This window comes from Planctomycetota bacterium (genome assembly GCA_016235865.1).
Classification (GTDB): domain Bacteria; phylum Planctomycetota; class MHYJ01; order JACQXL01; family JACQXL01; genus JACRIK01.
Map to the genome: position 1 here is coordinate 198978 of JACRIK010000003.1, position 21245 is coordinate 220222.

12 protein-coding genes, 3 tRNA genes and 3 rRNA genes are annotated in these 21245 nt (G+C 48.7%); 7 read left to right on the forward strand and 11 right to left on the reverse strand.

Features of this window, described 5'->3' with window-relative positions; all coding sequences use genetic code 11:
- Window positions 1-916: 916 nt before the first annotated feature.
- From HZA49_02320 to HZA49_02335, 4 genes are read left to right on the forward strand one after another with little or no spacing between them, the layout of a single operon-like run.
- A complete protein-coding gene (locus HZA49_02320) occupies window positions 917-1900 on the forward strand; it encodes a KpsF/GutQ family sugar-phosphate isomerase (protein MBI5778277.1) in 984 nt (327 codons plus the stop codon).
- Window positions 1901-1925: 25 nt separating this feature from the next.
- The gene (locus HZA49_02325; GenBank protein ID MBI5778278.1) at window positions 1926-2447 is read left to right on the forward strand and encodes an HAD hydrolase family protein; all 522 of its coding nucleotides are present in this window, start codon (window positions 1926-1928) and stop codon (window positions 2445-2447) included.
- Between the two features lie 44 nt (window positions 2448-2491).
- Complete coding sequence (lptC, locus tag HZA49_02330; GenBank protein ID MBI5778279.1) at window positions 2492-4171, forward strand: LPS export ABC transporter periplasmic protein LptC; 1680 nt, start codon at window positions 2492-2494, stop codon at window positions 4169-4171.
- A 15-nt stretch (window positions 4172-4186) separates the two neighbouring features.
- Window positions 4187-4729, forward strand: coding sequence for an HDIG domain-containing protein (locus HZA49_02335; protein MBI5778280.1), 543 nt, complete (start codon window positions 4187-4189; stop codon window positions 4727-4729).
- A gap of 283 nt (window positions 4730-5012) precedes the next feature.
- On the opposite strand, the gene rrf is transcribed toward HZA49_02335, so the two are convergent.
- The 9 genes from rrf to HZA49_02380 form a co-directional block, all read right to left on the reverse strand.
- A 5S ribosomal RNA gene (gene rrf / locus HZA49_02340) occupies window positions 5013-5132 on the reverse strand.
- A 100-nt stretch (window positions 5133-5232) separates the two neighbouring features.
- Window positions 5233-8265 (reverse strand): 23S ribosomal RNA (locus tag HZA49_02345).
- A 201-nt stretch (window positions 8266-8466) separates the two neighbouring features.
- A tRNA-Ala gene (locus tag HZA49_02350) sits at window positions 8467-8542 on the reverse strand.
- 71 nt (window positions 8543-8613) lie between these two features.
- Window positions 8614-8687, reverse strand: a tRNA-Ile gene (locus HZA49_02355).
- Window positions 8688-8874: 187 nt separating this feature from the next.
- Window positions 8875-10429 (reverse strand): 16S ribosomal RNA (locus HZA49_02360).
- The 16S, 23S and 5S rRNA genes sit together here with 2 tRNA genes alongside, the layout of an rRNA operon.
- A 509-nt stretch (window positions 10430-10938) precedes the next feature.
- Window positions 10939-12030 (reverse strand): aminotransferase class I/II-fold pyridoxal phosphate-dependent enzyme, encoded by a 1092-nt coding sequence (locus HZA49_02365; protein MBI5778281.1) that lies wholly within the window; start codon window positions 12028-12030, stop codon window positions 10939-10941.
- Window positions 12031-12097: 67 nt separating this feature from the next.
- A tRNA-Asp gene (locus HZA49_02370) sits at window positions 12098-12175 on the reverse strand.
- 63 nt (window positions 12176-12238) lie between these two features.
- Window positions 12239-12826: a 16S rRNA (guanine(966)-N(2))-methyltransferase RsmD gene (rsmD, locus tag HZA49_02375; GenBank protein MBI5778282.1), complete on the reverse strand. Its 588-nt coding sequence runs from the start codon at window positions 12824-12826 to the stop codon at window positions 12239-12241.
- Entirely contained in the window at window positions 12823-14103 is a 1281-nt protein-coding gene (locus tag HZA49_02380; GenBank protein ID MBI5778283.1) for a UvrB/UvrC motif-containing protein, read from the reverse strand. The genes rsmD and HZA49_02380 overlap by 4 nt, the downstream gene beginning before the upstream one ends.
- 185 nt (window positions 14104-14288) lie before the next feature.
- Between HZA49_02380 and HZA49_02385 the strand changes: the two genes are divergently transcribed.
- Window positions 14289-15740: a diguanylate cyclase gene (locus HZA49_02385; GenBank protein MBI5778284.1), complete on the forward strand. Its 1452-nt coding sequence runs from the start codon at window positions 14289-14291 to the stop codon at window positions 15738-15740.
- Window positions 15694-16566 (forward strand): radical SAM protein, encoded by an 873-nt coding sequence (locus HZA49_02390; GenBank protein MBI5778285.1) that lies wholly within the window; start codon window positions 15694-15696, stop codon window positions 16564-16566. The genes HZA49_02385 and HZA49_02390 overlap by 47 nt, the downstream gene beginning before the upstream one ends.
- A 13-nt stretch (window positions 16567-16579) precedes the next feature.
- On the opposite strand, the gene aroC is transcribed toward HZA49_02390, so the two are convergent.
- Window positions 16580-17704, reverse strand: a complete 1125-nt coding sequence (gene aroC / locus HZA49_02395; protein ID MBI5778286.1) for a chorismate synthase — start codon at window positions 17702-17704, stop codon at window positions 16580-16582.
- Between the two features lie 3 nt (window positions 17705-17707).
- On the reverse strand, window positions 17708-19975 hold the full coding sequence (locus HZA49_02400) for a HEAT repeat domain-containing protein (protein MBI5778287.1): 2268 nt from the start codon (window positions 19973-19975) through the stop codon (window positions 17708-17710).
- 307 nt (window positions 19976-20282) lie between these two features.
- On the opposite strand from HZA49_02400, the gene HZA49_02405 reads away from it, so the two are divergent.
- The gene (locus HZA49_02405) at window positions 20283-21245 is read left to right on the forward strand and encodes a GGDEF domain-containing protein (protein ID MBI5778288.1); all 963 of its coding nucleotides are present in this window, start codon (window positions 20283-20285) and stop codon (window positions 21243-21245) included.

A 21245-nucleotide genomic window follows, 5' to 3' on the forward strand; every position in this document is an offset into this window, starting at 1 on the left:
CTTCCGGTAATCTCTAAAACTCAAAATCGCCAAAAAACCGACCCCACTATTCGGATGGCCACTCCCCACTTCGGCACTTTGGCCTACCCTCTAAGACGCCAAGAGCCACCGGTTCAGGCGCCAAGGGCTACCCATTAAGACGTCAAGAGCCACCCCTTAATATTCTTTTCACCACTCATTGATAGATAATTAACCGCCCGTTTATAGCCCTTTCACCACCCAGTGCCAGTAGTTTAGCCACTCCCTGAGACGCCAAGAGCCAGCCATTCAGACGCCAAAAGCCACCCATTCAGACGCCAAAACCCCCTCATCGCCATTATGGCAAGGGGGGAGGGGGTAGTACCCCCTGGGTGGGGGGTAGTAGGGTCTGAGCGTTTTTGGGCCGACCAGTGTTGGATTTTACGACATTTTCACCGATTTCGCATGATCCGACCGGATAAAGTATGGCTATTTAAGGAATTTTCACCAATTTATGCCTTAAGAGGATGGGAGATGATATTATATGTATTTTATGCTTAATTATGCAGTAAATATGACAATCAGAGTTGACAGTCAACCCTGTTTGTCATAATATAATGCCGAATTTGAGTAGTAATAACTATGTCAAAATGCCAGATTTTTATCAAAATCAACCCATAGGATAAATGAGTGGTCTCGCCATAGACGGGAAGAAAAGACCGCAAATAAGACGAATACGGCAAATCCCACTAATCTGAATGAACCACGCATAGCGAATAATTAGTGCTATTCGTTCCATTCGTATGATTCGTGTTTATCTTAAGTATATAATTTAAGGCATTATTTATTTGTGTCTTAATGCCTTGCGTAGCCGCAGCGGAGTCCCGATTATTTCGGGAGTGTCTTCATGGCTACTCTTTTTCTTGACTCCCTAAGGCAAATGAAATATACTTCCTGCATGCAAAACTATGCCAAACAGGTCCTGGATGCCGAAATCTGCGCCTTAAAATCGCTCAAGACCAGAATCAACGGCGATTTCCAGAAGGCCTTCTCCGAAATCCTGAAATGCCAAGGTCGGCTGGTGGTCACCGGCATGGGCAAGGCCGGCATCATCGGAGAGAAAATATCCGCCACATTCGCCTCGACCGGCACGCCCTCGCTGTTCCTGCATCCGGCTGAGGCATACCACGGCGACCTGGGCCGGGTAGCCAGGAATGACGTCATCCTGATGCTCTCCAACAGCGGCGAGACCGAGGAAATCGTCCGGCTTCTGCCCAAACTCAAGGAAATCGGTATCAAGATAATATCCATCACCGCCTCCAGAAAATCCACGCTGGGTAAATACAGCGATATCGTGCTGGAGATAGGTAAAATCAAAGAGCCCTGCCCTTTCGGCATCGTGCCTTCGGCATCAACTACGGCTATGCTGGCCCTGGGAGATTGCCTGGCGTTATCCGTATTTAAGAAACACTCGTTCACCAGAGAGCAATTCGCATTCTATCATCCGGGCGGAGACCTGGGCCAAAAGCTGCTCAAGATAAAAGAGGTGATGCGCATTGGTTCGGCTAATCCGATTATCACTGAGAATAAAACGGTCCGGGAGGCATTGATGGTGATTACCAAATGCCGGGCCGGGGCGGTCAATATCGTGGATAAGAAACGGCGGCTGGTCGGCATCTTTACGGACGGCGACCTGAGGCGCCATATGCGCGAGGATATCCGCATACTGTCCGAACCCATCAGAAACTATATGACCAGGAATCCGCGCACCATCTCTCCGGACAGTTTGGTGGCCGAGGGCCTGAGAATCCTGCGCGATAAGAAGATAGACGAATTGCCGGTGGTGGATAAAAATCGTCGCCCGGTCGGAATGCTTGATGTCCAGGATATACTGGATATTGCTTCGGATATTAATCCATACCGTAAAGGCGCAAAGAAATAATTACTTCTCTGTGGCTAAACTTATTATGACCGAGATGCAAAGATTAAAGAAGCTCAAGATGGTGATAATGGACGTGGACGGCGTGCTGTCGGATGGCGGCATCATTCTGGACAGCAGAGGCAACGAGAATAAGGTTTTCAATGTCTACGACGGCGCGGCTATTGCCTATCTCCATTATGCCGGCATCAAGACGGCTATCATCACCGGCCGGCTGTCCAAGACCGTCACCTACCGGGCTAAAGAACTTGGTATCTTAGAAGTGCACCAGGACACCCTGCAGAAGGTTAAATCCCTGAATAAGATTCTCATCAAGTATGAACTCTCGCCGGACGAGATTTGTTATATCGGCGACGACCTGCCTGATATCCCGGTTATGAAGCAGGCCGGCTGGGCCGTGGCCGTGCGTAACGCCCGGCCTGAGGTGCTGAAATACGCCCATTATGTCACCCGCACCAACGGCGGCAATGGCGCTGTCCGGGAAGTGGCTGAAAAGATTCTCAAAGCCCAGAACAAGTGGAAACTGATTCTGGAAAAATACGATACGTAGCCATAAATTACACGGGCTGAAAAACCAGAAGAAATATTGCTGCTATGAAACTATCAACGGTTTATATTTTATTTATTATCATTGCGATTGTATCAACTGCATACTCCGAAGGGAAAACCATCATAAACTGGTCATATCCGCATTATGACCAAAATAATCTTTTAGACTGGGAGGCTAAAGGCGAAACTGCCGTGATTCGCGAAGACGAAATTATTGTCACCCTGATAGAATTAACATATTATCTGCAACCCGTATCAAATACCGATTCAGTGGGGCCGGGCAAAAAAGTAATCGTTCATATAAAAGCCAATTCAGGAACTCTCAACGAAAAGCAAAATACAGTTTTACTACACGATAGGATTATTATTAACAAGGTTTCTGAGCCGCCTGATGAATTTGACGAAACAATGCAGACAGATCTGCTCTATATAAATCTGGCCGACCGGACGTTTTCCACCGAATCCCTGATAACCCTCAACCGGAGCGATATCACCATTAAAAGCAAGGGTTGCAAGGGCGGGCTGGACTTTGCGAATGTTGCATTCCTAGGCAATGTGGAAACCATCATCCAGGGCTGTAATTCCAAATCAATCTGCCTGGGAGACATCTTCTCTCCCAAGCCCAATATTGACGATGAAGAAGTGAACAAAACACCGTCGGTCATCACCATTACCTCCGAAGGGCCGATGAGCATAGAAAAGATTAACGGCAATCCGGCCAAGAGAATCTCCCAGCAGATTTCCTTCCGAGGCAAGGTTGCGTTCACCTCATACTCCCGGCCGCCCAATCTGCCGCCCCGGCAAACCAATCTCCGGGCAGAGAATCTCGATATCCTTTTAGAGCGCAGAGAAAATCCGGTCACCAAGCGCAACAATTTCTATCTGGCCAGGGCTTCGGCAACCGTCAACGTCAGGATAGACGATACCTTCCACCGCGCCGCCTGTTCCGCCTTGACCGCGGATGAAACCACCGGGATTATCACCCTTAAAGGCGACGAGAAATCATTGGCCGCCATCACCCGGCCACTGAAATCCAATAACGGACACTCGCAGGCAAAGACCGATTCTTATATCAATATCGCGGCCCAGACCTTGAAAGTCCAGGCCGAAAAGGACAACCTCCTGCTTTTGGGCCGGAAAGAAATCACCTTTTCCAACGGAAGCATCTATACTTCCGGGCCAATTTCATCATCCGATTCAATAAGCCCGACCGAAATAGCACCGCCGGCAAACCAAACACCCGACCTTTCAACTAAAATACAAATTACGGCTGATAACGATGGACTGGTCTCTCTGCGGGAAAACCAGATTTACCTGGAAAACAATGTCCGGATTACACAGATGGCAAAAACAATCACGGCTTCAACCCAGACGGAATTAACCTCAGAAATTAAATGCAGCAAGCTGACCATCGGCTGGAATTCGACCAAAAACCTATTAGAAAAAATGCGGGCTGAAAATGACGTGCTGATTTCAACCACTGATGGCGGCCAGGCCTGGTGCGAAATACTGGAATGGACTCCAATCCTCTCGCAGATAAACCTGAAATCACCCCGAAAGGTTATAATATTTGATAAGAACAGCAAGATTGATGGAGATGAAATCGTGATTACCACCAATCCGCAAACCGCCGGATATATCGGCAGTTGGTCTAAAATAGAGATAAAAAACAAAAGCAACGGCTCTATTCAAATATCTCCTAAAGAAAAAGAGGAGCCAAAATAAAAGGGGGAACCGGCAATGACAAGAACTGAAGCAGTAGAGATGATGCAGACGAGAATAAACAACGTCAACCTGCGCAAGCATATCCTGGCGGTTGAGACGGTGATGAAACACCTGGCCCGCGAGCTAAAAGCAGACGAGGAGAAATGGGGACTGGTCGGGCTGTTGCACGACCTGGATTACGAGGAAACCAAGGATGCTCCGGACCGACACACCCTGGTTACCGCTGAACTACTTAAGGACAAGGTTACGCCGGAAATCATCGACGGCATCAAAGCGCACACGGACAAGAAGGAACGCGTTTCGTTAATGGAGCACGCTATCTATTGCGCCGACCCGGTGACCGGATTCCTGGTGGCCTGCGCCTTAATCCGTCCGGAAAAGAAATTATCCGTCGTGGATGTAGCATTTGCCAAGAGCCGGATGAAGGAAAAACGCTTTGCCGCCGGAGCCAATCGCGATGCCATAAACAGTTGCACCAACCTGGGCCTGGATTTGGACAAGTTCCTGCAAATCTCACTTGATGCGATGAAATCAATCAGCGGGGAATTGGGATTGTAACCAACCACTGATTACACCGATTCCTAACCATCCACAATCCCGACATTCGTCGGGATAACGGGCTGTAACGGTCAGAATTCAAATAGCCATAAATCCAGCAATTCTGCGGGATAACGCCCAGTAAATCGCGGAGTTTACACTGAGTGCAACGAATGTGTTCCTAACTGGTCAACCCCTCCGCTATGCTACGGGATAAGTGGCAGTAATTCGCTACACTTAAACTGCCACTAATAAAAAAATCCCGCACCTGCCCTTTTGGGACAAGTGCGGGATGGTGTTTTAAGCCCGGCAATAACCTACTTTCCCGCCGAACATATCGCCAGCAGTATCATGGGCCTCAAGGGCTTAACGGCCGTATTCGGAATGGGAACGGGTGTTACACCTTGAGAATTAGGTCACCGGGCATTTTTATAGATTAGCGTGTTATCCCGCCTGTGGCGGGATTTAAGAGCCAGTAAGTCGTTGCACTCCAACTGGCTCTAAAAGAGGCGATAGAATAAAAAGTGGCCAAGCCGCCCGACCGATTAGTATCCCTCGGCTGAAACCCTTACGGGTCTTACACCTGGGACCTATCAACCTGGTAGTCTACCAGGGGTCTTCGTATCCCTTACGGGATGGGAGGTCTTATCTTGAGAGGGGTTTCCCACTTAGATGCTTTCAGCGGTTACCCCCCCGGACATAGATACCCAGCAAATACCCCTAGCGGGATAACTGGTACACCAGAGGTCCGTCCATCCTGATCCTCTCGTACTAAGGACAGCGTCTCTCAAACCTCCTACGCCCACACTAGATAGGGACCGACCTGGCTCACGCCGGTCTGAACCCAGCTCACGTACCGCTTTAATCGGCGAACAGCCGAACCCTTGGGACCTTCTCCAGCCCCAGGATGCGATGAGCCGACATCGAGGTGCCAAACGGCGTCGTCGATATGGACTCTTGGACGCCATAAGCCTGTTATCCCTAGAGTACCTTTTATCTGATGAGCGATGGCCCTTCCATTCGGTACCACCGGATCACTAGGTCCTGCTTTCACACCGGCTCGACTTATATGTCTTGCCGTCAAGCATCCTTATACCCTTATGCTCGTCGCGCGATTGCCAAACGCGCTGAGGATGCCTTGGAACTCCTCCGTTACTCTTTCGGAGGAAACCGCCCCAGTTAAACTGCCCGCCTCACAATGTCTCCCGGCTTGCACAGCCGGAATTAGAGTTCTAATTTAATCAGAGTGGTATTTCACTGTTGACTCAGCCCGACCCGGAAGCCGGACTTCAAAGTCTCCCACCTATGCTACGCAAATTAAAACAAAATCCAATATGAGGTTACAGTAAAGGTTCATAGGGTCTTTCCGTCTTAGTGCGGGCAGGCGGTATCTTCACCGCCGCTGCAATTTCGCCGAGTCCCTCGTTGAGACACCGGCCAAGTGATTACGCTATTCATGCGCGTCGGAACTTACCCGACAAGGAACTTCGCTACCTTAGGACCGTCATAGTTACGGCCGCCTTTTACTGGGGCTTCGGTTAGGAGCTACACAGCCTTGCGGCCGATGACTCCACCCCTTAACCTTCCAGCACTGGGCAAGCGTCGGTCTGTATACAGCGTCTTACGGCTTAGCACAGACCTGTGTTTTTGCTAAACAGTTCCCCGGCCCGCTTTACTGAGATCCCAAAATGCTTCGCCCGGTAAACGGACTAACAAATCAGGACACACCTTGTCCCGAAGTTACGGTGCCATTTTGCCTAGTTCCTTAACGAGGGGTCTCTCGAGCGCCTTAGGATTCTCTCCTCACCTACCTGTGTTGGTTTTAGTACGGTTACCTTACATACTCCTAAACGAAGATTTTCTCGCGAGCATGGCGTTTGTCACTTCACCCTTGCGGGCTCCCCTTATCTCCTCAGAGTTAACGGAATCGCGGATTTACCTACGACTCCCTCCTAAAGACAGGCCCTATAGTTCTAATCACAGGGATGACATAGCCTCCTCTACCTCTCCGGATAGTTCTTAATCGCATATAAGGCAGTAGCCGAATATTAACGGCATTCCCATCAGTTACGCCTTTCGGCCTCACCTTAGGGGCCGACTAACCCTGGGCGGAGTTACCTTCCCCAGGAAACCTTAGGTTTTCGGCGAACCGACTTCTCATCGGTTTTAGCGCGCTACTTATGTCCGGATAATCACTTCTAAACAGTCCATCACAGCTCACGCCATAACTTCTGTCCGTTTAGAACGCTTCCCTACCACTCCTCTCCCGCCGAAGCGGGAAAAGAATCCACGGCGTCGGTAATAGACTTAGGCCCGATCATTTTCGGCGCAAAAATACTCGGCCAGTAAGCTGTTACGCACTTTTTAAATGGTGGCTGCTTCTAAGCCAACATCCTGGCTGTCTTAGTATCCTTACTTCCTTTTACACTTAGTCTATTTTAGGGACCTTAGCCGATGGTCTGGGCTGTTTCCCTCTTGACGACGAAGCTTATCCCCCGCCGTCTGACTCCCGTGCTTTACCACAACGGTATTCGGAGTTTGATTGGATTAGGTAGCCTGGTGGGCCCCTTAAATCCATTCAGTGTCTCTACCCCCGCTGTTTACACACGAGGCTAGCCCCAAAGCTATTTCGGGAAGAACCAGCTATTAGCCAGTTTGATTAGCCTTTTACTCCTACCCTCAGATCACGGGATAACTTTTCAACGTTATACCCTAACGGACCTCCATGTCGATATTATCAACACTTCATCCTGCCCAAGGGTAGATCACTGGCTTTCGGGTCTACTCCGATGAACTTATCGCCCTTTTAAGACTTGGTTTCCCTTCGCCTATTCCCGACACTTTCATGCCGGACTTAAGCTTGCTCATCAGAATAACTCCCGGACTCATTATCCAAAAGGCACGCGGTCACCCAATCCCAATTACTCAGGACCAGGCTTCCACAGTTTGTAAGTACATAGTTTCAGGTTCTATTTCACTCCCCTTCCGGGGTTCTTTTCAACGTTCGCTCGCGCTACTTGTTCACTATCGGTTATCAGAGAGTTTTTAGTCTTAGGCCATGGTCGGCCCGGATTCGCACTCGTTTTCCCGTGGCGGGTGCTACTTGGCAAATACCCAGAAAAGAGTTTACCCTTTCACCTACAGGACTATCACCTTCTATGGCCCGCTGTTCCAAGACGGTTTGGTTAAGATAAACTTTTGTAACTTTTCCTCCTGTCCGTACAACAGAAACGGATATTTCCCGCAACCTCGCATAAGCAACGGCATACGGCCTTGGCACCTATGCGATTTAGACTGTTTCCCGTTCGCTCGCCGCTACTGAGGAAATCAATGGCTTTTTCTTTTCCTGGAGGTACTGAGATGTTTCACTTCCCTCCGTTTGCTCTCCGGCTTGCGCCGGAATATCCTGCCTCACGGCAGGATGGGTTACCCCATTCGGAAATCCCCGGATCGAAACCTGCTTGGCGGCTCCCCGGGGCTTATCGCAGCCTGCTACGTCCTTCGTCGCCTTCTGATACCAGGTCATTCACTATGTACCCTTAGTAGCTTGACCACATTTTTATCCTAAAGCCTCTTTTTGTCTACACTATCTACACTAATCTTATTTATCAAAGAACAACCAGGAGCTGCCAGACCCAATGGGACCGGCAGTTTTACACTTTCTTATCCCGTCAGGAATTAGAAAGCGCGATTTATCAGTATGCCAAAAATAATTTATCCTGTCAAGGATTTCACCAAAATTATCAGTAAATATTTAATGGTGGACTCGACCGGATTCGAACCGGTGACCTCCTGCTTGCAAAGCAGGCGTTCTCCCAATTGAACTACGAGCCCAGCACCCCGATGTAACATCGGGGTGCTGGGCACGCCCGAAAAACAAATACAGGATAAAACCAGTTTCTAAATGGGCGTGGACAGACTCGAACTGTCGACCACACGCTTATCAAGCGTGTGCTCTAACCAACTGAGCTACACGCCCATGTTACAGACGCTAAACTACTCCAAAAGGATATATTATATCGGTATTATAATAAAGTAAAATTAGCCCTAAAAATTGCTTCTAACCGGATACGTCCTTCTTAAATGTTCTGCAACAGAGAAAAAAAAAGACAGGGCCAAGGAAGTGAGGACTGGAAGAAAATTAGCCATTTAGAAAAAGTCACCTTAGAAAGGAGGTGATCCAGCCGCAGATTCCCCTACGGCTACCTTGTTACGACTTAGCCCTCCTCACGCGTTTTACCTTGGGTGTTGCCATCCCTTGCGGGTTAAGCAAACAACTTCAGGTACCCCACGCTTGGCTGGCTTGACGGGCGGTGTGTACAAGGCTCGGGAACATATTCACCGCGGCATAGCTGATCCGCGATTACTAGCGATTCCGACTTCACGAGGGCGAATTGCAGCCCTCGATCTGAACTGGGGCCGGCTTTAAGGGATTAGCTCCGCCTTACGGCTTGGCAACCCTCTGTACCGGCCATTGTAGCACGTGTGTGGCCCAGGGCATAAAGGCCATGATGACTTGACGTCATCCCCACCTTCCTCCTCGTTACCGAGGCAGTCTCTTTAGAGGGCCCCTTGCGGGGCAACTAAAGACAAGGGTTTCGCTCGTTAAAGGACTTAACCTGACACCTCACGGCACGAGCTGACGACAGCCATGCAACACCTGTGCTGGCTTTCCCTTACGGGACTCGTTGCGCTTTCGCACTTCTACTACCAGCATGTCAAACCCTGGTAAGGTTCTTCGCGTTGCATCGAATTGAACCACATGCTCCACCGCTTGTGCGAGCCCCCGTCAATTCCTTTGAGTTTTAGCCTTGCGACCGTACTCCCCAGGCGGGATACTTAACGCGTTTGCTACATCACGGACTTCTTAACGAAGCCCACGACTAGTATCCATCGTTTACGGCTAGGACTACCAGGGTATCTAATCCTGTTTGATCCCCTAGCTTTCGTTCCTCAGCGTCAGTAATGAACTAGAGAGCCGCCTTCGCCTCCGGTATTCTGGTAGATATCTACGCATTTCACCGCTCCACCTACCATTCTACTCTCCCCTTTCATACTCAAGTCGGGTAATATTAGATGCAATTCTTTGGGTAAGCCAAAGTATTTCACGTCTAATTAATCCCAACCGCCTACGAACTCTTTACGCCCAGTAAATCCGAACAACGTTTGCAGCCTCCGTATTACCGCCGCTGCTGGCACGGAGTTAGCGGCTGCTTCCTTTGAAGGTTAAGTCATCTCCCGTGATTAGCGGGAGAGTTCGTCCCCTCTGACAGTGGTTTACAACCCGAAGGCCTTCATCCCACACGCGGCGTCGCTGCGTCAGGGTTTCCCCCATTGCGCAATATTCCCTACTGCTGCCTCCCGTAGGAGTCTGGACAGTGTCTCAGTTCCAGTGTGGCCGTACACCCGCTAAGGCCGGCTACCCGTCAAAGCCTTGGTGGGCCGTTACCCCGCCAACTAGCTGATAGGAAATAGACCTCTCCCAGAGTGTCACCTCTTGCGAAGCAACTTTCATCGCAACACCTTATGGCACTGCGATAATATCCGGTATTAGCCCCGCTTTCGCGGGGTTATCCCAAACTCAGGGGTAAGTTATCTATTCATTACTCACCCTTACGCCACTGTACTGTTCCGTATTGCTACGAAATTTCTCGTTCGACTTGCATGTATTAGGCACGCCGCCAACGTTCGTTCTGAACCAGGATCAAATTCTCCAATCAAAATTTAATTTAATTTTCAAATCTGACCTGAATGTAAATTGTGTGGCTAAAATCTCAATTCTCAGCCTCACTCCTTGGCTGTCTATTTTTCAAAGAACATGCGAAGCATGACCGGGAGCGCCAACCGGCGCGCACCGAACACGCAGTAATCGCAACCCAAAACGGGGCTTCCCCATCGGAATAGAAAACTAAACCAAATAGGGTTTGTTACTATATTAAATATATTTCATCCTGTCAAGCATTTTGGAAAAATTGTGTGAAATAATTACTTACAGTTAAGTGTTCAGACACGAAGTGGCTAAAGACCGCATGAGCTATCCAGCAAGGGTAACAATGGTTACTCAAACACAAAAATTATTTTGCCACAAATATACCAACTAACTTTTATCACCTGAGTAAAACTAAAAACCTCGTAATAATTATATTCTTCTCATACGGTTCAGAACGACGTCTTAGCGCTTTAACGGCTAATTCCTTATCAAGCGAAACAATTCACGAAATGGGGCAAAGTCAAACTATATTAAGGAGGATCTCCAGTCCCTTTCGGAGTTTCGGCTCGGTCACGGCATATGAAATTCTGAAGTGGGTATTCTGCTCTGAAAACGCTAGGCCGGGAACAATCAGGACGTTATTCTGGGCGGCCTTCTTGACGAATTCCGAGGCGTTGTTTCCCGGCGCCTCGGGAAATATGTAAAAAGCGCCCTGGGGTTTAACCATCTTAAACTTGGGCTTCAGGGTTTCGTAAACGATGTCACGGCGCCGGTGGAATTCCCTGATAATCGGCGACATATCCGTGTCCAGGGCAACCACCCCGGCCTTCTGGAACGGTCCGGGCGCGCAGATAAACGACCACTGCTGGAGGATGGCCATCCGCTCTATCAATTCAGCCGGTCCGGCCGCATAGCCCATGCGCCAGCCGGGCATTCCGTAGGACTTGGAGAACCCATCGGCCAGGAGCACTTTGTCGTAATACTTCACCGCGCTGGCCACCTCGGTGTCAAAGACAAAGGTCCGATAAACCTCATCCGAGATGAGGAGAAGATTATTCTTTTTGCAGATATCCACCACCATCATTATTTCTTCCCTGGAATAAATTATGCCGGTGGGATTGCAGGGCGTGGTGATAATGATGGCCTTGGTGCGGGGCGTAATGACCTTTTCAAAGGCCTCGCGCTTGAGTTTAAAGTCCGGATAGGTATTGGCATACCGGGCCAGGCCGCCGGTGATGTGGATGATGTGCTTATACATGGCAAAGTACGGGTCGGTAATAATCACCTCATCGCCGTCTTCCAGGATGACCATCAGGCAGAGCACAATGGCGCCGGCCACGCCTGAGGTGACCATCAGCCCGCCGGGCGCGAATCCGAACCGTTGGGTGAATTTCTGGATAAGTTTGTCGCGCAGTTCAGGGATGCCCTGGGTGGTGACATAGCGGTTAAATCCCTGCTTGATGGAATCAATGGCCGCATTCTTGACGGCATCCGGTACCTCGAAATCTGGCTGTCCGATGGAGAGGTCAATCGGGTCTTTAAGGGAGCGGGCCAGGTCAAATGCCTTGCGGATTTCAGATGCCTCTATTTTCAGCGCGCGCTTAGAAAGCATATTGTATCGAATGTAACAATTCGCCACGTTAGAAACAATGGTTATTTCTGTCAACCTGTTTCTAACGTGGCGAGGGCGACGGGACTCGAACCCGCAACATCCAGCGTGACAAGCTGGTACTCTAGCCAAGTTGAGCTACGCCCCCGTTCGGAAACCAGACCTTATTATATCCGTTGACTGAAGTCAAGAAATTTCGCTACCTTTGTTGTCAGGCTTTCTTCATCTTCAGGAATGACAACGACGTCTGTCCGTAGTTCCTCAGGTCAAACCTTTCCATCTGTCCAGGGTTATTCAGGGCATCCTCGTCCCTCTTATTGCTCCGATGCTCTACTATTATCATACCGTCTTTGGCTAGAATATCCTTTTCAACCATATCCTCAATGACCCCAAACAGTTTTTTCCGTTCCGAGCCTTCATCGTAATATTTATAAGGCGGATCAATAAAAATATAGTCAAATCTTTCCTTGGCATTCAAGACATACGAAACTATGTAAAAAGAATCTGTTAACGCTACTTTTGTCTGGCTTTCCAGATGGAGTTTGGCAATATTTTTCTGGATGGCGTCGATACAGGCGCGTTGGTTATCAACAAAAAGACAGTATTTAGCGCCCCGGCTGAGCGCCTCAAAGCCTAAACTGCCTGTCCCGGCAAAGAGATCTAAAACGGTTTTACCTTCAATCTGCCAAGCCAGTATGTTAAACAATGAATTTCTCATCCGGGCCAAAGCCGGGCGGAGGTCCACACCAACCGGCGAGAATAGATTAGCGCCTTTATAAAGACCGGCGATTATTTTCATTTCAACGCTTCCTTGCTTCTTCTTAGATGATGGTATTTCTGGGCGAAGCGATGGGCCTCGTCACGGACATAGCCCAGCAATCTCAATTTATTGTTCATCCTTAATTTACTAATTACTCCCTGTTTCAGCAAATAAACTGTCTCTCTTTTTTTACCCTTGGTTAATCCAATAATAACCGGAGGCGCTATATCAAGAAAGACAAATACGCCAGCCGCGGCATTGACATGACCCTTGCCACCGTCAATCAGAAGCATGTCCACATTGACATTTTCCTTGCTCAGTCCGTAAAATCTGCGTCGAACTATTTCCCTGATGCGGCTGTAATCATCAGCCATGCCTTCAGTAGTCTGTTTTATCTTAAATCTGCGGTAGAAATTTTTATCCGGCTCGCCGTCAATGAAAACTACTACCGAACCAACAGCCTGCATTCCCTTGATATCAGAAATATCAACGCCTTCTATTCGGACCGGCTCGGCTGCCAGCCCGAGAGTTTCTTTTAGAGATTGCAGTTTCTGTAGTGGCGTTTCGACCAGAAACGCCTCCTCGTAAAACGGTCCTAATTTACCGGTCTCTGATATATTGTCCAGCGCCTTAATTTGATCCCGGCAGAATGCAGCGTTCTCATAATCAAGGCTCTGGCTGGCCTCTTTCATCAGCCGTTTTAATCTCTTATTTAAAGATACCTTGTCGCCCTTGAGAAAACCCTCCAGTGAGATTATAGTCTCGTGATAGTAATTCTGGTTGATTTTGCCCAGGCAAGGCGCCAGACATAGATTGATATGAGCCAGCAGACAACTTTTCCCGTTGCCTATCTTATGCTTGCATACCCTGAACCTGAAAATCCGCTGCAGGGTCCTAAAGGCTTTTCTAAGATCTGTGCTACTGATAAATGGCCCGTAGTAGGCGATGTTCTTTTTACCGCGTTCGCGGGTAACAAAAACTCGGGGGAACTCCTCTCCGGTCACGGCCAGTAAGGGGAAGCTTTTGTCATCGGTAAGCTGGATGTTATACTTCGGTTTACGTTCTCGAACCAGCCGGGCTTCCAGCAAAAGTGCATCTAGATCGCTGGTCGTCTTGCGATAGGTGATATCCTTCACTTCCTGCATCAGAGACCGTGTCTTGACATCCAAAACGCCGTGAAAATAACTTGCGACTCGCGAATGGAGATTGTTGGCCTTGCCGATATATATTATTTTGCCTGCGGCGTTCTTCATAAAATAGACGCCGCTGGTCTTGGGGAATCGTTTTATCTTGTCTTTTAACTTATTTTGGTTCATATAGCACACCTATTTTGCCCCTTCAGGGCTATGCATACAGCTTCAATTAAAGGTGGCATTTTACCAAAATAATGCTTGACAATGAATTTATATTTGATAATATTTGGAACTTTTGCGGCTCTTATCGGGATTGCTAATTTGCTCCTTTTGATGTGCTTCTTATGATGTTAGCCCCGGAAACGCTTATGAAAAATCTGTATAAAATCGCCTTTGACGACTGTAACGATTCGCAGTATATCATCAATATTGATACCCTGCGATTTATTGCGGTTAACCGGGCTTTCGTGAATATGTCCGGCTATTCCGAAAAAGAATTATTAGGCGGGTTAACATACAGCGACCTGGTCCCGGATGATGACTTACCCAAATTCAAAGAGGTTATCAAGAGGCGCAAAACCGGCGTAAGTTCGGAAAGGTATTCTTTCAGGATACAGACCAGGTTCGGTAAAATTATACCGGTTGAGGTCAGCGCCCACATGGTTAAACTGGACGAGTATTATGTAATTATCGGCTCCTGGAGAGATGTCACGGAAAGGCAGGCATGGGAAAAAACCACTCGGGAAAAGGTCTCGGAAGTCGCCCTGGCCAATAACCGGATTCTGTTACTGACCGAGAAAATTAAGGATGTGCCGAAGCTGACCTCTTCGTTTCTGAAGATGCCGACCGAAGAACACCTAATTAAAAATATATGTTTGACACTCTGCGACCGCCAACAGCTTAATTACGAATCCTGTGCGGTTTATCTTCTGAATGAACACTGTCTCAACTATAGTTACGGCAAAGGTGTCAAGCCGCGAGCCTCCAATAACGGCTTAACCCTCCATCCCAAAATAGATATCCGGAAAAACCATGCCCTGGCCAGGGCATTCAGAAATTTCCTTTCTAACCGAAGCATATTCTGGGACAGCGCCAAGGGTTATATTATTATGCCTCTGGCCGGACGGGAAAAGATTCTCGGATTAATATTGCTCAGAATAAATCCCAAGGAACAAGAACTGATGGAATCCAATCCAACCACCAAAAAGGGTTATTATGACGTCCTGAAAACCCTAACCAATTCCATCGGCCTGGCCATAGAAAACATCCGCCTGTCTGAGGCCTTGAAAATCCAATCCGTCCGTGACGGATTGACCGGTGTTTATAACCGTCGGTATTTTGAAAGCGCCTTTACCGAAGAGTTCCTACGCGCCAAAAGATACAAGCGCCGGCTGGCCCTGCTTTTTATCGACCTGGATAAGTTTAAAGCTATCAATGACACCTACGGCCATAAACAAGGCGATATTATTTTAAAAGAAGTAGCCGCACTGCTACAACGGAATTCCCGCAAGATTGACTCGGTGTGCAGATACGGCGGAGATGAATTTGCCACCATCCTGCCAGAGACCGACTGGAAAGGCGCCTCGCTTAAAGCAAGAAATATATCCCATCAGGTGCAGATATACCGCTTCACCAATATCACCAAACCCAACACTCCGTTCAGAATAGAAATCAGCATAGGCATCAGCGTTTTATCCGATTCCATTAATACAGCCGATGATATGGTTATCGAAGCAGATAAATTGCTGTTTAAAGCTAAGAAAAGAAATCCTCATGCGCTACGAAGATCCGGTTTATCGCCCGCCGTCCGAAGCCGATAGCCTCCTGATTCAGGCCACCATCGGATGCCCCCATAATAAATGCGCATTCTGCGGGATGTATAAAGGCAAGAAATTCCGCATCAGGCCGGTTGAGGAGATTAAAGAGGATATCCTGGCGGCCCGGAAATTATATGGCGATGGCTTCGAAAGCGCCTTTTTCCCGGATGGCAATACCATTATAATGAAGACAGCCCAATTGGAGGAGATCTTTGTCTTCGCGCATCGGACATTTCCTCATCTCAAACGAATTACCCTCTATGCCTCGGCCAAATTCCTGAAACTGAAGACATTGGAAGACCTCAAGCGGTTAAAGAAATCCGGCCTCAACCGGCTTCATCAAGGACTGGAAAGCGGCAATGACGAAATCCTGAAAAGTATCCAAAAAGGCGCGGACGCTAAATTGATGATTGAAACCGGGCAAAGGGTCAAAAAAGCCGGCATAGAACTCAGCGAATATGTCCTGGTCGGCATCGGCGGACTGGAATTATGGCGATCCCACGCTACAGACACAGCCAAAGTATTGAACGCCATCAATCCTGATTTCATCCGCCTGCGCACCTGGGTGCCGGTACCGACCGCACCGTTATACAAGGATTATCAAAACGGTAAGTTCCATCTACTTTCACCGCACCAGGCGCTAAAAGAAACGCGACTCTTGCTGGAAAATCTTGAGACGACAAGTTTATTCCTGAGCGACCATATCTCCAACTTTGTTAATATCTCGGGACATCTGCCCAGGGATAAGCAGGGTATGATTGACAAGATCAACCGGGCATTAAAAACGGATAAATCATCATTCAGGACGGAAATAATTGAACATCTGTAATTATCCGATAAACCTAACTGAATCTCTTCCTCAACTCTTTCTGATAAACTTTAAAGCGTCGTGATATTTCCGAGAGAGTTTTGCCTGAGAATCTATCGGTAAAGGCGTGGGCTATCTCAAAAGCAACTACAGCTTCGCCGATGACTGAGGCTGCCGGAACCGCGCAGATATCGCTGGATTCCACCTGCGCCTTGGCCGGATGCCCGGTCTTCAGATCTATGGTTGGTAGCGGCCTTTTTAGGGTTGGAATTGGTTTTACCGCGGCTCTTACTATTATATTCTCTCCATTGGTCAGTCCGCCTTCAATACCGCCGGCATAATTGGTCTTTCTCTTCCATCCTCCATATTTGTGCAAAATGGGGCGGTTATTTTTAGTGGCAAACAAATCCATTGCCTGCGAGCCCGGCCTGCCGGCATAACCAAACCCCAAACCAATTTCCACTCCCTTGACTGCCGGAATAGCCATAATTGCCTGGGCCAGCCGGGCATCAAAACGTTCCGCCCAATGAGCATGATTGCCTAAGCCAACCGGGATGTTTAAACCAACCACCTCAAAACATCCGCCTAATGTATCGCCCTCTTTTTCCGCCGAGCTTAAGAGAGTTTTCCATTCAGGAACAACCTTATTATCTAATGTGTAGAACAAATTGTCTCTTTTACGCCCAATAACATTCCGCCCTGTCCTGCTATGACCGATTTGGGTCGTATAGCCAAGCACCTTTATATCAAAGCAGTCCAGGAATGATTTGGCAATCGTGCCGGCGATGACGCGGCCGACGGTTTCCCGGGCGCTGGCCCGCTCAGCCCCGACGCGGCCATCCGCGGTCAGGAACTTCATTGCCGCAGCCATGTCAATATGCCCGGGCCGGGCTTTGCTCAGGGGCGGCAGGTCAATATTCCTTTTGTTCCGGACCAGGATGGTGATAGGCGCGCCAATAGTCTTGCCGTTTCTGATACCGCTTAAGATTTCTATCTTATCGTCCTCCACGGACATCCTTGGACCGCGTCCGGCGCAGGCCCGTCGGCGCTTGAGCTCTGAATTAATAAAATCCTCTTTTATCAAAACGCCGGATGGAAACCCTTGAATTGTCGTGATAATCGCCGGTCCGTGCGATTTGCCGGTTGTAATATATTCCATGGTTTATTTGGGGCTGGACGGGTTATTGGGCGGAGCGGCTGGAGCCAACTCTTTTTGGGCATCGCCCTTTATCTTTTCTAGTTTTTCCTTTATCTCCGGCGTAAGATTATTTCTGGAGAGCAGCTTGGTGATTTCATCTGTTATTTTAGCGTATTCTTTCTGGAGTGCATACAGCGAAAACTGCTGGAGTTTTATTGACCACCATTCCGGCGAATATTCCTGCTGTTTCTCCAGCAGGCTGGCGGCGCCTTTCACGGCCTGGTCATATTTCTGGAGTTTAGTGTAACAATCAATCAAAGCCGGCAGGTATTTCGGGTCGCCGGAAAAATCTTTCAGGTATTGTTCCGCTTCATTGTATTCCCCCAATTCCGCCAAAAGCAATCCTAGTTTCCCTTTATCAGATACCAACCTCGGTTCCAATTCCTTATTGCCCTGGAATTGTGGATTCTTGATTATCTGCCTGAGCATCTGCACTGCATGATAAGTTAGTTTCAATTCGCTGAGTTTTACCGATGTTTCCTCCATTAAATCCAGGTTGTCCAGCGTAATCGACAGAATTGCATTCCAGGCCGACCCAACTAATTTCTCATCCTTCTCGTTCAATAAGGCAATCAGGGAAGACAGAGTCGTGGCATCCTTTATTTTACCCAGGGCTTCGGCCGAAAGCTGTCTGGTACGCTGGTCCTTGTCATTGAGCAGCTTGATAATATCCGGACAAACCGTCTTGCTGCCCAGCTTGCCTAATGATTCTATGGTAATCTGCCTGATATCCATAAATTCATCGGCCAGCAGTTTGACCAGTTGCGGCGCAATGTCAGAAACGCCGATTTTACCTAAACTGTTTGAGGTGGACCAGCGGACCCGGGGACGGGCGTCGTTTATAAAAGGCAGAATCTCCGGCACGCTTGACGGGTCTTTGATATCGCCTAAAGCATCAATAAACGACTTGATGATTTTCTCGTCAGTCTGGTATTTAACCGACTTAAGACTCTCGTGGAATTTGACAACCGCCTGTTTGCTTTCCGTGCCGAATGTACCGATGGTTTCTACCAGCACAACCACGGTTTCCGGCGATTCCCGGTCCACCAATTCAATCAAAACCGGAATAACCCTGGGATTCTTGATGCGTCTCAGGGCAATCACCACCTTGTTCTTGAGGACGGTCGACTCCTTGGAATTATTGAGAATACTCAGGAGGGGGTCAATCGATAATTCATCGCCTAAATCACCCAGAATATCAAAAAGCAGAGTGCGGAGTTCATCAACCGCCGCATCTGCCCCCGCTTCGCGGGGCTTGTATGCGGTTATTTCATCCCTTAACCGGGGAAGTATCTGTTTAACCTTCTCCTTATCCAGTGTTTTTATCTGCTCCAAGACGTATTTCTTCAACATGATGGCCTTGTCGTCCAAGGCATTGGTCAACAAACTGATTTCCGCCGCGGCATCAGCCAGCCGCCGCGCCTGCTCCAGGCGTATCTTCAGGATATCTATCTTTAACGCCGTTATGGTGTCGCCATACTGCTTGATTAGTTTATCCTTCTCCTGCATCTGGTTTTTATATTCAACAATGGACTGTTCCAGCCATTTCTCCCGCGATTGCTTGCTGTTGGCCTTCCACCAGGCAATCCATTCCTCTTTGGTGGCAAAGTTCTGCCTGGTCAGGACATTCAGGGTGTTGATGATTTCGGTATTAAGTTCGCTTTTCCGGTTAGTCAACAAACCGATTAAAAACGGGATGCTCCGGATGCTCGGAACGAATGACAAGCCCTTGACCAGGTTCTGGCGGACCGGCTCGGGTTTTTCGGGCTGGTTCAACTCCTTCAGTATGGCCTTGGCCACCGTCTCCGCATCGGCCGTGCCGAACACGGCAAATATATAAGGATGCAAAGCCGGCTTACCCGTTTCCAGGAGGGCAATCATCTCATCAACGAATAAGGAATCGCTCTTATGCTTGGCCAACGCCTTGAGCAATGATTTAATCGCCTCTTCATTATCTTCCTTCAGAACCTGGGCTATTATTTTATTGGCCTTTCTGGTGCGCAAGACCGCCAGCCGCTCGGCCGCGACATCGCGCTCCGGGCCGGCGGAATCATAAAGCCGCGATTTGAGATGCTCCGGCTCGTTGTAGACCTCAGTTTCTTTTATCTTATCGTCGGCCAGCAGCAACCCCTCGCGGTCCGGCGATGGTATCCTGACGCCGCCGCTTCCCCAGCAGGAAATAATCAGGCAGGAAAATGCAATCACACCAACTGCGAATAATCTTTTCAGCATATCAAACAGTCACCGTTACTTCTTATATATCGGCCAGAAAGACCCGGATATTTATATCTATCTAATGGGATGCCGGAGTCAACCCCGCATATACTTTCGTATTACGAACTTATTTCCAATTGATAAGACCTTAACACAAAGCAGGCACCGGGTCAACTCAAAATATACAAAAATTATTGCTAAAAAGAGAATTATTGTTATAATATTATTAACATCGTTAATTGCCGGAAGGCCCAAAGAGCCCGCTTGACCGGTGCCGCTAGGAAGTCCTGATAATGCGCGCCGGGCAGACGAGAAAGAGCACCTTATGAATCAGAAAACCAAGCGCTCCTTGAAATCCCAAGGCATGAAACACAAGTTATGGATTGCCTATTTCCTCCTGTCCATTATCCCGGCGCTGTTTCTGGCTTATATCGTCAGCAAGGGACTGATGGGAAAAACCTCCATGCCCGCCGCGCAGCTGGTTCCGCTGCTAATCGGCACCGGCGCGCTGGTTCTGATGTCCATATCGGCCCTCATCCTGCTTTACCGCTCCATCACCTCGCTCGAGGAAATCACCCAAAAGACCGTCCGCTTTGTCAAGGAAAACGCTAATGTCACCCTGCTCATGGACACCGACGACGAAACCGAGAAACTCAATTCCTGCTTTATGGAAATGGTCAAGGAAATCCAGCATAAGATAAGCGAAGTCAATAAATACGCCGTGGCCCTGGGCGAGACCAACAAAAAACTATCCCAGATGGCCATCAAGGACGGGCTGACCCAATTGTATAATCAAATCTACATCAAGGAACGGCTGGAAAACGAAATCAAGCGGGCCGAGCAGTTCAACCAGCCCCTGTCAATTATGATGCTGGACATCGACGACTTCAAGAAGTATAACGACTTCTACGGCCATCTGGCCGGCGACAACTGCCTGGCCGAGATAAGCAATCTAATCAGGCAGAATATCCGCGAGATTGACATCCCGGCCCGGTACGGCGGCGAGGAATTCCTGATCATCCTGCCCGGCGCCCAGAGCAGCGAGGCCTCCCAGGTAGCCGAGAAAATCCGCCAGGGCGTGGCCAAATACCAGTTCCCGGTCAGCGGCTCGCCTAAAGGCGCCGCGCCGGGTGAAAAAATGACCTCGCTTACCGTCAGCATCGGATTGTCCAGTTACTACAAGGAATCCGGGATAAAAACCGCTAACGAATTAATCAAGGCGGCTGATAATGTCCTGCTTCACCAAGCCAAGAAGAAGGGCAAAAACCAGATCGCCTTATATGTATAA